Raw genomic sequence first — 10,371 nt, 5'->3', positions numbered from 1 at the left:
TGCGGGAATAGCTCAGTTGGTAGAGCACGACCTTGCCAAGGTCGGGGTCGCGAGTTCGAGTCTCGTTTCCCGCTCCATATTTAACAAAAACGCCGCTCAATGAGCGGCGTTTTTGTGTGCGCGTATAAAAACCGCGTCAACCGCTGAGGCTTTGCACCAGGCTTTCGAGCGCTTCAGTGGTTTTTTCATCTTGCACCATTTGCGCAGATGCAGTCGCTCTGAGTTGGCGTGCCAAGCGGTATTCGCTGGGCGTGCAGTTTGCGAACTGCTTGAAGGCACGAGCGAAATAGGAAGGATCCTTGAAGCCGGCCTCATAGCCGATGCTGGTAATAGGCATCTGGCTGTTGTCGAGTAGTTCTTTGGCGAAGTTCATGCGTTTGTTCAAGATGTAATCCGTGAAGCCAAGGCCATTGGCTTCCTTGAACAGACGGCTGAAGCGAAAGGTCGTCATGCCGCAGCGCTGCGCCAAATCCCTCTGGTCAATGCTGTCCCGAAAGTGCTGCTCGATGTACAGCATGATGCTGCTCAGGGCCTGATGTTTTTGGTGTCCGGAGGTCAGCCGGATGCTGTCCGGCAGGGTCGGGGAGTGGTCGATCAGCTGTGTCTTGCGGTGGTCGATAACATTCCGGCGCAGCTCGCAGAGCTGAACTACAGCAGTCAGGTAGCGATTCCTCTCACTGACCGAGAGGGGGAGCACGATGTATTCCCAGACGCTGGAACGCATGGCCCAGACGGCCAGTTCTTCCGAGTGCTGCACGGTGAACATGGTGATCGGGATGGCCGGTGCGCTGCGTTTGATGTCCAGCAACAGCCTCAGGCCTGGTGTATCGGGGCGATCGAAATGGATGCAGATCATGTCTGCGTTTACCCCGATGGGCAGCACGGAGTTTTTCGCCAGTTTGCCGTCGCAGGTACCCTCGAACTGCGCGATGAGTTCTTTCGTGGATCGATCATGAGTCAGATCGAACCATAGGAGCGTTGGCCTTCTGGTCAAGTTGGACGTCATGTCTCTACTCTTGGATTCTCAGTGACTCGCTAAGCAGTATCGTCAATGTGCCATCACTTTGCAGAATTAATCTCGATAGGAAAGGCGGGTTTTAGTCCTGTTCGTTCTATGGGGGCCTGGAAAGCAATTGTTTGCTGGGGTGTCTTCGATGAGCACGGGTTAGAACGCTTATTGCTTGTGAATCAATGAAAATCGCATTTGCCCTGCCATGCCTTGTTTACCCCTCCCGTTACCTCTGCAAAGGCCAATGACCCCTATTTGGCCGCTCCGCAAAAAAGTCCTAGTGATGTGCAAAATCCTCCTAACGGCTATGCCTTCCCCCTGACTAAGGTTGCATCAGGCAGCACAGAAAGTACTGCTTCCAGAAAAAAACATTCAAGTGAGGTGGGCAAAATGAACATGCAAACAATCAAGGCTTCGGTAATGAAGTTCGTTAAAGACGAAGACGGCCTGACCATCGTGGAATATGCAGTGGCGGGTGGATTGGTTACGGCAGCTGTTGTCGCGTCGTTCACGGCTCTTGGTGGGGCAGTGGACGCCAGAATCCAGTCTCTGTGTAGCGCCATTGGTGGTTGCGGCGGCGGCGCTCCGGTCGTCCCATAACGACAACTCTGGCAGGAGGATGCGACATGTCCATGGAACAGCTGGTAGCTACCGTTGTGCTGATAGGACTGCTGAGCGTGGCGGTGGTGAGCGACTTGCGTCGCCACCGCATTCCCAACCTCCTGATCCTGGTAGGTCTGGCCTTGGGATTGGCCGGCCAGACTTATTCAGGTGGGATTAGTGGAATGGGGGATGGCCTGCTGGGCCTCCTGATCGGTTTTGCGCTGTTCCTGCCCATGTATGCCCTGGGCGGCATGGCGGCCGGCGACGTCAAGCTGATGGCCATGGTTGGCAGTTTTTTACCCCCCCATTATGCCCTGTGGGCTGTTTTCTTCAGTCTGCTTTGGGGAGGCTTGTGCGGTTTCCTGATCGTGCTGGTGCGCGGTCAATTGTTGCAGACCCTGGTGCGCTATCGGTTGATGCTTCGGGCTCGGGCCTATATGTCACCGAGCTCGGACGAGGTGGCCGGCAAGCCCTTTCCTTATTCGGTTGCGATTCTGCTTGGAACTTTAAACAGCGTCTACTGGCAACTCGTTGCCGGTGGATTGGGAGGTTAGTCATGCACGTCATCGTCGATAGTGATGCCTACCCCTGCGACAGGGAGGCGGTGCAACGACTGGCACCTCAGCCCTGCACTATTCGCGAGACGGGTCTGACTGACAGTTTTCTCGGTGAGTTGGTGTGCAAGCATTTGCATGACGCCGGCGTGCTGGACATGTCGCGGCTGGTGGAACGCCTGGCGCTGACCGGCGCCGTACTTGAAGAGGTCCTGGCGTTTCTGCGCAAGGACGGTCGAGTCGAAATACTAGGCCAGATGGGCCAGGCCGGTGGGCAAATGTTGCGTTATGGCCTGACCGAACGCGGCCGCAGCGCCGCCCGCGATGCCCTGTCGCGCAGCGGCTATATCGGTGCGGCACCCTTCCCGGTGAGCACCTATCGGTCCCTGATCAAACTTCAAACCATTCACCATGGTCGCATCAACGCCAACGATATGCGCAATGCCCTCGCGGGTGTAGTGCTCACGGAGGGGATGCTCGATCAGTTGGGTGTGGCGATGAACTCCGGGCGCGCGATCATGATTTATGGCCCTGCGGGTACCGGCAAGACCTATGTCAGCAGTCGGCTGATTCGTCTGTTTGCCGAAGCCATCTGGGTGCCTCATGCCATCGTCATCAACGAGTCGGTGATCGAGATCTATGACCCGCAGGTGCATCAGCGTCTGAATGACAACAGTCAAACGAACAGTCTGATGCTCGATGAAGGGATCGACCGTCGACTGCTGTGCTGCAAACGCCCGATCGTCATTACCGGCGGTGAATTGAGCATGGAGCAGCTGGACGTTCGCTATGACCCCTCCACCCGTCAATACCAGGCGGCCTTGCAGCTCAAGGCCAGCAATGGCCTGTTCATCATCGACGACATGGGGCGCCAGCGCATGGCACCCGCCGAGCTGTTGAATCGCTGGATCGTACCCATGGAAGAGAAGCGTGACTTCATCAACCTGGGCGGCGGTCGGCATTGCGAACTGCCGTTCGATCTGATTCTGGTGTTTTCCACCAACCTCAATCCTCTGGAGCTGGCCGATGAGGCCTTTCTTCGCCGGATTGGCTACAAGCTGCAGTTCGGTTACCTGAAGCCTGAGGAGTACGAAAAGATCTGGCGTCAGGAAAGCGAGCGTCTGGGCATTCCTTTTGACCAGTTGCTGCTGCGTTATGTATTGCAAAGGCTCTATGCCAGTGAAGGCATGCCCCTGGTGCCTTGCCATCCCCGCGATCTCTTGAACATGGCCCTCGATCGTCAGCGTTATATGGGCGGTTCCGGATCACTGTCACCGCAAGATTTGGAATGGGCCTGGCACAACTACTTTGTCCAGCTCGACTTTCTTTGATACGGAGATACTGACATGAGCTCTCGTACTCTTACCCTGATAGGCGTTTCCCTGGTCATGGGCCTTGGCGCTGCATGGATGGCCGACTCCTGGCTGAGCGCGCGTCTCAACGCCAGCCCGGATGACCACCTTCGAAGCGTGGTGGTCGCCACGGTAGAGATTCCATTCGGGCAGATGGTCGAGGCCCAACAAGTCACGACCATGCGCATGCCCATGGACACAATCCCGGACGATGCCTTCGACTCCACCGACAAAGCAGTAGGCAAGATCGCAACATTCGACATCCTCAAGGGCGACATCATGCGCGGCGCACGTCTGAGTGAGCATTTGGGGGGCAGTACCCTGGCTTCTCTGATTGCGACAGACAAACGTGCCATCTCGGTACGCGTGGACGATGTGGTCGGCGTGGGCGGGTTCCTGTTACCGGGTAACCGGGTCGATGTACTGGCGACCAAACGCACTGATGGCTCCGGCAATAACGCCGTATCCAGGACCATCCTCGAGAACTTGCGGGTATTGGCGGTCGATCAGACGGCGGGTACCGACAAGACCCAACCCGTGGTGGTGCGCGCAGTGACGCTGGAGATGACGACCGCAGAGGCTGAAGCCCTTGTCACGGCGCAAACGGAAGGGAAATTGCAACTGACCCTGCGCAATCCGCTGAACGCCGAGAAAAAAATTGCGACCGTTGCGCCTGCCGCACCGGTCATGGCAATGGCCGCTGCCCCGGCGCCAAAACGCATGGTGCGCCGCGGCAATGGTGAGGTTGGTGGCGATGTCACCATTATCCGTGGGACCCAAGCCAGTGTAGTCAAACGTTGACAGGGCGGTAGGGTGCCTGGGCACCAGGTATTGGCAGCCGATCCGAATCAGTTTCGGCATGAGGGCTTGATGATGAATCTTCGTATTCGGCAGCCGTTCACTACGACGCCAAGGCGCCAAGCTGGATCGGTGAGTGTATTGATGGTAATCGCGTTGGCGGCGATTTTAATGATGGCGGGTTTGACCCTCGACGTGGGCCATATGTTGTTGAACAAGACACGCCTGCAGAACGCTGTTGACGCCGCCGCCCTGAGTGGCGCCAAAACCCTGAGTCAGGTGGAAGGTGGTGTCAACATTGCCGACGCGACTCGTACTGCCGCACGGGCTACTCTGACGGAAAACGCCAACGCCCTGGGCAACGATGAATTGGCAACGGCTATTGGTGGCAACATAGATACATTTGCGGCGGTGGAACTGGCAAATAACGTCTACGGACCTTTCACCTATCCCGGGCCTGGGGATGCCAAATACGTTCGGGTGTCGGTACCGAATTATGGCCTGACAGGTTTTTTCTGGAATTTCGTCCAGACATTCGGCGCCGGTGGCTTGGGAAACAAAGCCGTGGCGGCGATCGCCACCGCTGGCCCCAGCCCTACCAGCCCTTGTGATCTCGCACCTTTGATGATCTGTGGCAACGCGACTCAATACGACCCGGACGCTGGCATGTTCTGGGGCTTCCAATTTGGTGATTTACAGGTATTGAAGTCGGCTGCTGGCAATTCGTCCCCCATTGGTCCAGGCAACTTTCAGTTACTCGATTTCGGCTCAGGTGGTAGTTCGGTCAGGGAAGATCTGGCCGGAGGCGGCTCGGTTTGCCGCAACGTGGGGGAGAATGTCCAGACCGCGCCTGGCAACAAGGTAGGCCCTGCGTCCCAAGGCCTGAATACACGTTTCGGTATTTACAACGGCCCGGTCAGCTCCTCGGACTATCCGCCGGACCTGGTGACGACATCCAGCAACCCCGCGCTTACTTACGACGCCTCAGTCACCCCTCCAGCGAAGTACAAGGGGCAACCCGTAACATCGAGCAACGGCGATCTGACGGCGGGCGGCAACGCGATATTTGACTACAACGACTGGCGTGCGAGCGTTGCTGCCTGTGTGGCAGGGTCCGGTGGCTGTGAGAGTAATGGGGTGTTCGAGCGCCGGATGCTGAAAATCGTGGTGGGCGACTGCACCGGCAAACAGGGTGGTTCAACCACGGTCCCCGTCCTGGGGTTCGGCTGCTATTTCGTGGTGCAGCCAATGAGTGGTGGCGGCACGGAAGCGCAGATCTTCGGACAGTTTGTGAAGGAGTGCGAAGGCGACAACGTGCCCGGCCCTTCACCGGAAAACGACTCTGGCCCCCAGATCATCCAGCTCTACAAAACCTATATCGGCATCGGCACTCCGAGCACTGACTCATAGGAGGCGTCATGAGACTTCACGCATTTAAACGAGCACAGTCCCAGCGGGGCGTGGCACTGGTGGAATTCACCCTTGTCCTGCCGGTGTTGCTCCTGCTGTTGCTGACCTTTGGTGAGTTCGGCCGCATGCTCTATCAGTACAACGTCCTGCTGCAGGCCAGTCGTGATGCCGATCGTTTCGTCGCCAGCAAGGCCTGGAACTCTACGCTTGGCGAAGTCTCTCTGAGCAATGCGCTACAGACCCAGACGAGAAACGTTGCGGTCTATGGCGTGCCCGCAAATACCGGGACCGCGGTGTTGTCAGGGTTGACGACTGGCATGGTGCAGGTCGCCGCGGTGGGCACCGACCATGTGCGGGTCACCATCACTTATACGTTCTGCCCGGTGATTGGCGGCGGTAATTGCACCGGATCGCTCCCTGCCTTTTTTGGTAATCAGATTTCGCTGAGCATTCCGCTGGTCGCCACTACTGTCATGAGGGCATTGTGATGAATCGCAAACGCATGCGCGGCACCTATAGCGTGGAGTTCGCCATCATTGGCATGCTGGTATTCACGCTGTTGTTCGGCGTGTTGGAGATCGGCCGCCTGTACTTCACGGTCAATGCGCTGGATGAAGCCGTGCGACGTGGTACGCGCCTGGCTTCGGTATGCAATATCAGCGATCCAGTGGTGTTGCGGCGGGCGATCTTCAACGCGGCGGGCGATGCAGGTAATAGCCAGCTGATCGGCGATCTAGCCACCACCCACCTGACGTTGACCTATCTGGACGTCAATGGTGCGGTGGTCGCCAACCCCGCCGACACGGTCAGCATCAACGGTTTTCGTGCCATCCGCTATGTCCAGTTGAGTCTGCAAAACTTCGTTTTCAATCTGCTTATTCCCGGGTTCGCCGTCCCCATTACCCTGCCTACATTCAGGGCAACGTTGCCACGCGAAAGCCTCGGGCGTCATTCCGATTCCGGGGAGATCACGCCATGCTGAATACCAAGGAAACTCCAGTCTCTACCTCGACCGGCAAGGCCGGGCTACGGTTGCTGATTAGCAGCCGTGATGCCACCTCATTGCGCGACCTGCAAGGCGTCTGCCAACGCATGCCCAGCCTGGAGGTGAGCACTCGCCTGGTGAGCAACGGGCATGTCGACCCGCTCTACGGTCTGGACCGGATGCCCGATCTGCTGCTGTTGCGCGTTAGCCACCTGTGGCGTGAAGAGCTGTCGGCACTGTTGCAGCGTCCGGCCCATGAGCGTCCGCCGATGTTGGTGTGCGGGCTGCTGAGCGACCAGGAAGCCATGCGCCTGGCGATGCAGGCCGGTGCCCGGGACGTGCTGCCGGAGCCCATCGCCGAGACCGAACTGGTCGCCGTCTTGAATCGTCTGGTCACGGAAGTTCGGACCGGCAGTGGGGCAGAAGGAAAACTGATCGCCGTAATGAGCGCCAAGGGCGGCTCTGGCGGAACCCTGCTGGCCTGCAACCTGGCTCAGCAACTCAGCATCATGGGTGGCAGTACCCTGTTGCTGGACATGGACCTGCAATTTGGCAGCGTGACGCATTATCTGGATGTGGCGCAGACGCACAGCCATCTGGAGGTGTTGCACCAGATCGATGGCATGGACAGCGTCGCGTTACGCGGTTTTTGCAGTCACTTCAGCCCGACCCTGCATGTGCTGGGCGGTCGGGCCGGTGAGTTGTGTTTGCCGCAGGATACCCAACCCGAGCAACTCGACACCCTGTTGCAGTTGGCCCGCGCCAGCTATGGCTGGGTGGTGATCGACCTGCCGCGGCAAATCGATCACCTCACCGGCTCTGTGCTGGAGCAGGTGGATCGGGTGTACGTGGTGGTGCAACAGAGCGTCAGCCATTTGCGCGATGCCAGCTCCCTGGTACGGATTCTTCGCGAAGACCTGGGCGTGCGTGGGGATCAATTGCAGATAGTGGTCAACCGCTATGACAAGGCGGCAGCGGTCAGCCTCAAAGATATCGGCGAGGCGCTGCGCTGCACCAATGTGTCGAAGTTACCCAACGACTTCAATCTGGTCAGCCAGAGTCAGAACACTGGCGTGCCGTTGGGGCTGCATGCGCCGAGGGCAGCGATCACGGCTGCACTGCGCAACATGACCGAGGACCTGATCGGTCAACAGGTGGCCGGCAACCAAGGCTTGCTCAAACGTGCCTTCAACCGTTTTTTCGGGGGATGACCCATGATCAGCGACTTTCGTAACCGCTTGCGCAAACAGTCCGGTAAACCCGCCGCTGCCCAACTGGGCGACGACCTGTTGGATCCGGTAGAGGAAATAATGGCCTGGGAGCGTGCAGCGCCGGACGTTCTTTACGAAACCAGAAGCCAGGTCACTCCGGTGGAGGCCGAGTGGCGAGAAAAGATCTACCAACAGTTGCTCAAGGTCATGGACCTGTCCTTGCTGGACTCCCTTGAGCAGGCCGAGGCTACTCGGCAGATTCGCGATATTTGCCAGCGTCTGCTCGATGAACACTCGGCACCGGTGAGTACTTCCAGTCGGCAATTGATCATCAAGCAGATCACCGACGAGGTGCTCGGTCTGGGGCCTCTGGAACCGCTGCTGGCCGATCACACGGTGTCCGACATTTTGGTCAATCGGCATGACTCAGTGTATGTCGAGCGCTTCGGCAAGCTGCAACGCACCGATGTGCGTTTTCGCGATGATCAGCATTTGCTGAACATCATTGACCGCATCGTCTCCAGCCTGGGTCGGCGTATCGACGAGTCTTCGCCGTTGGTGGATGCGCGGCTCAAGGACGGTTCGCGGGTCAACGCGATTATTCCGCCGCTGGCCATCGACGGCCCGAGCATGTCGATCCGGCGTTTTTCCGTGGACCTGCTCAATACCGACAGCCTTATCCAGGTGGGGGCGTTGAACCCGGCCATTGCCCTGCTGCTCAAGGCGATTGTCCGCGGGCGCTTGAACGTGCTGATTTCCGGCGGGACTGGCAGCGGCAAGACCACCATGCTCAATGTGCTGTCCAGTTTCATCCCGCACAACGAGCGGATCGTTACCATCGAAGACTCAGCCGAACTGCAGTTGCAACAGCCCCACGTGGTACGCCTGGAAACCCGGCCTTCGAATATCGAGGGGCGTGGCGAGGTGAGCCAGCGGGAGTTGGTGCGCAACAGCTTGCGGATGCGTCCGGACCGCATTGTGATCGGCGAAGTGCGCGGCGCCGAGGCGCTGGACATGCTGACGGCGATGAACACCGGTCACGACGGCTCGTTGACCACGATCCACGCCAACACCGCACGCGATGCGCTGGGGCGGATCGAGAACATGGTGTCGATGACCGGGGCGACCTTCCCGATCAAGGCCATGCGCCAGCAAATCGCTTCGGCCATCGGAGTGGTCATCCAGCTGGAACGCCAGGAGGACGGCAAGCGTCGCCTGGTCAGTGTGCAGGAGATCAACGGCATGGAGGGCGAGATCATCACCATGACCGAAATCTTCTCCTTCGTCCGCCAGGGCATTGGCGAAAACGGCGAAGTACTGGGTGATTTTCGGCCCAGCGGCATGATCCCCGCCTTCCGCGATGTGCTGGCCAAGCGTGGTATCGAGTTGCCGCTGACGATGTTCAGGCCTGAGTGGATGGAGGCACGGCAGTCATGAACAATATTCCTGGTGAGTTCATTCTGATGTTCCTGGGCATGGTGTTTATCGCTGTGTTCCTCCTGTCCCAGGGTGTGGTAGTGCCGGTGTTCGGCGAGGCCGGCAAGATGCGCAAGCGCATCCGCGGTCGTCTGCATGTACTGGAGAAAGCCAATAATTTACCCAACATGCAGACGGTGTTACGGCAGAAGTACCTGACGCGCTTGTCGCCACTGGAGGCCATGCTCGAGCAGTTGCCTTTTATGGCGAGCCTGACCCAAATGATCGAGCAGGGCGGCCACGAATATCGGGCTTATCGGGTGCTGTTGCTCGGGCTGTTCCTGGGCGTTTGTGCGGCTATCTCGATCTGGATGATCTCGTCAGTCTGGTGGATGGCGCTGCTGGCGGGCTTCGGGGTGTTCTGGTTACCCCTGCTGAAAATTTCTCGTGACCGTGGCAAACGTTTCGCTGAGTTTGAGGAAGGCCTGCCGGATGCACTGGATGCCATGTGCCGTGCCCTGCGCGCTGGACACCCGTTCAACGAAACCCTGCGCCTGGTCGCCGAAGAGCACAAGGGGCCGGTTGCACATGAGTTCGGTCTGACCTTCTCCGATATCAACTATGGCAACGATGTACGTCGGGCCATGCTCGGCCTGCTTGAGAGGATGCCGAGCATGACGGTGATGATGCTAGTGACCTCGATCCTCATCCATCGCGAGACCGGCGGAAACCTTACGGAAGTGCTGGAGCGTCTGAGTCGCCTGATCCGTGGACGCTTTCGCTTTCAGCGCAAGGTCAAGACCTTATCGGCCGAAGGGCGGATGTCAGCCTGGATACTGGTGGCCATTCCCTTCGTGCTGGCGGCGGTGATCGTATTCACCACCCCTAAATATATGCCGTTGCTGTTCAATGATCCGGTCGGTCACAAGCTGATATTCGGGGCTTTTGTTTCCATGTTGCTGGGGATTTTCTGGATTCGCAAAATCATCCGGATTCAGGTTTAAGCGTTATTCGCCATTCGGAGGTACAGGTC

Annotated in this window: 11 protein-coding genes and 1 tRNA gene; 11 read left to right on the top strand and 1 reads right to left on the bottom strand. The window is 58.2% G+C overall.

The features are described 5' to 3' along the window. The first annotated feature begins 1 nt into the window (after position 1). Positions 2-77 (top strand) — tRNA-Gly (locus tag AC3WP4_RS10945). Between the two features lie 59 nt (positions 78-136). Here the strand turns inward: AC3WP4_RS10945 and AC3WP4_RS10940 are convergent. Beyond that, on the bottom strand, positions 137-1,006 hold the full coding sequence (locus tag AC3WP4_RS10940) for a helix-turn-helix transcriptional regulator (RefSeq protein WP_102614855.1): 870 nt from the start codon (positions 1,004-1,006) through the stop codon (positions 137-139). Positions 1,007-1,399: 393 nt separating this feature from the next. On the opposite strand from AC3WP4_RS10940, the gene AC3WP4_RS10935 reads away from it, so the two are divergent. The 10 genes from AC3WP4_RS10935 (at position 1,400) to AC3WP4_RS10890 (ending at position 10,342) form a co-directional block, all read left to right on the top strand. After that, entirely contained in the window at positions 1,400-1,609 is a 210-nt protein-coding gene (locus tag AC3WP4_RS10935; protein WP_102614854.1) for a Flp family type IVb pilin, read from the top strand. A gap of 26 nt (positions 1,610-1,635) precedes the next feature. After that, the gene (locus tag AC3WP4_RS10930; protein WP_102614853.1) at positions 1,636-2,166 is read left to right on the top strand and encodes an A24 family peptidase; all 531 of its coding nucleotides are present in this window, start codon (positions 1,636-1,638) and stop codon (positions 2,164-2,166) included. A 2-nt stretch (positions 2,167-2,168) separates the two neighbouring features. Further along, complete coding sequence (locus tag AC3WP4_RS10925; RefSeq protein WP_102614852.1) at positions 2,169-3,497, top strand: DUF8689 domain-containing protein; 1,329 nt, start codon at positions 2,169-2,171, stop codon at positions 3,495-3,497. A gap of 15 nt (positions 3,498-3,512) precedes the next feature. Beyond that, positions 3,513-4,319: a Flp pilus assembly protein CpaB gene (gene cpaB / locus AC3WP4_RS10920; RefSeq protein ID WP_102614851.1), complete on the top strand. Its 807-nt coding sequence runs from the start codon at positions 3,513-3,515 to the stop codon at positions 4,317-4,319. Between the two features lie 69 nt (positions 4,320-4,388). Then, the gene (locus AC3WP4_RS10915) at positions 4,389-5,726 is read left to right on the top strand and encodes a TadE/TadG family type IV pilus assembly protein (RefSeq protein WP_102614850.1); all 1,338 of its coding nucleotides are present in this window, start codon (positions 4,389-4,391) and stop codon (positions 5,724-5,726) included. 8 nt (positions 5,727-5,734) lie between these two features. Then, the gene (locus AC3WP4_RS10910; protein ID WP_102614849.1) at positions 5,735-6,214 is read left to right on the top strand and encodes a TadE/TadG family type IV pilus assembly protein; all 480 of its coding nucleotides are present in this window, start codon (positions 5,735-5,737) and stop codon (positions 6,212-6,214) included. Continuing rightward, entirely contained in the window at positions 6,214-6,708 is a 495-nt protein-coding gene (locus AC3WP4_RS10905) for a TadE/TadG family type IV pilus assembly protein (RefSeq protein ID WP_102614848.1), read from the top strand. The genes AC3WP4_RS10910 and AC3WP4_RS10905 overlap by 1 nt, the downstream gene beginning before the upstream one ends. Continuing rightward, positions 6,702-7,922, top strand: a complete 1,221-nt coding sequence (locus AC3WP4_RS10900) for an AAA family ATPase (RefSeq protein WP_102614847.1) — start codon at positions 6,702-6,704, stop codon at positions 7,920-7,922. The genes AC3WP4_RS10905 and AC3WP4_RS10900 overlap by 7 nt, the downstream gene beginning before the upstream one ends. Before the next feature lie 3 nt (positions 7,923-7,925). Further along, positions 7,926-9,359, top strand: coding sequence for a TadA family conjugal transfer-associated ATPase (locus AC3WP4_RS10895; protein ID WP_102614846.1), 1,434 nt, complete (start codon positions 7,926-7,928; stop codon positions 9,357-9,359). Continuing rightward, positions 9,356-10,342 (top strand): type II secretion system F family protein, encoded by a 987-nt coding sequence (locus AC3WP4_RS10890; RefSeq protein ID WP_102614845.1) that lies wholly within the window; start codon positions 9,356-9,358, stop codon positions 10,340-10,342. The genes AC3WP4_RS10895 and AC3WP4_RS10890 overlap by 4 nt, the downstream gene beginning before the upstream one ends. Positions 10,343-10,371: the final 29 nt, after the last annotated feature.

The organism is Pseudomonas sp. FW305-20 (genome assembly GCF_058788075.1).
Note: the sequence above shows the minus strand (reverse complement) of the source record. Positions and strands in the feature narration are given on the sequence as shown.

Excerpts from the sequence above, each read along its gene's own strand:
- AC3WP4_RS10940 (WP_102614855.1), bottom strand. The coding sequence starts at position 1,006 with ATGACGTCCAACTTGACCAGAAGGCCAACGCTCCTATGGTTCGATCTG.
- AC3WP4_RS10935 (WP_102614854.1), top strand. The coding sequence starts at position 1,400 with ATGAACATGCAAACAATCAAGGCTTCGGTAATGAAGTTCGTTAAAGAC.
- AC3WP4_RS10930 (WP_102614853.1), top strand. The coding sequence starts at position 1,636 with ATGTCCATGGAACAGCTGGTAGCTACCGTTGTGCTGATAGGACTGCTG.
- AC3WP4_RS10925 (WP_102614852.1), top strand. The coding sequence starts at position 2,169 with ATGCACGTCATCGTCGATAGTGATGCCTACCCCTGCGACAGGGAGGCG.
- cpaB (WP_102614851.1), top strand. The coding sequence starts at position 3,513 with ATGAGCTCTCGTACTCTTACCCTGATAGGCGTTTCCCTGGTCATGGGC.
- AC3WP4_RS10915 (WP_102614850.1), top strand. The coding sequence starts at position 4,389 with ATGATGAATCTTCGTATTCGGCAGCCGTTCACTACGACGCCAAGGCGC.
- AC3WP4_RS10910 (WP_102614849.1), top strand. The coding sequence starts at position 5,735 with ATGAGACTTCACGCATTTAAACGAGCACAGTCCCAGCGGGGCGTGGCA.
- AC3WP4_RS10905 (WP_102614848.1), top strand. The coding sequence starts at position 6,214 with ATGAATCGCAAACGCATGCGCGGCACCTATAGCGTGGAGTTCGCCATC.
- AC3WP4_RS10900 (WP_102614847.1), top strand. The coding sequence starts at position 6,702 with ATGCTGAATACCAAGGAAACTCCAGTCTCTACCTCGACCGGCAAGGCC.
- AC3WP4_RS10895 (WP_102614846.1), top strand. The coding sequence starts at position 7,926 with ATGATCAGCGACTTTCGTAACCGCTTGCGCAAACAGTCCGGTAAACCC.
- AC3WP4_RS10890 (WP_102614845.1), top strand. The coding sequence starts at position 9,356 with ATGAACAATATTCCTGGTGAGTTCATTCTGATGTTCCTGGGCATGGTG.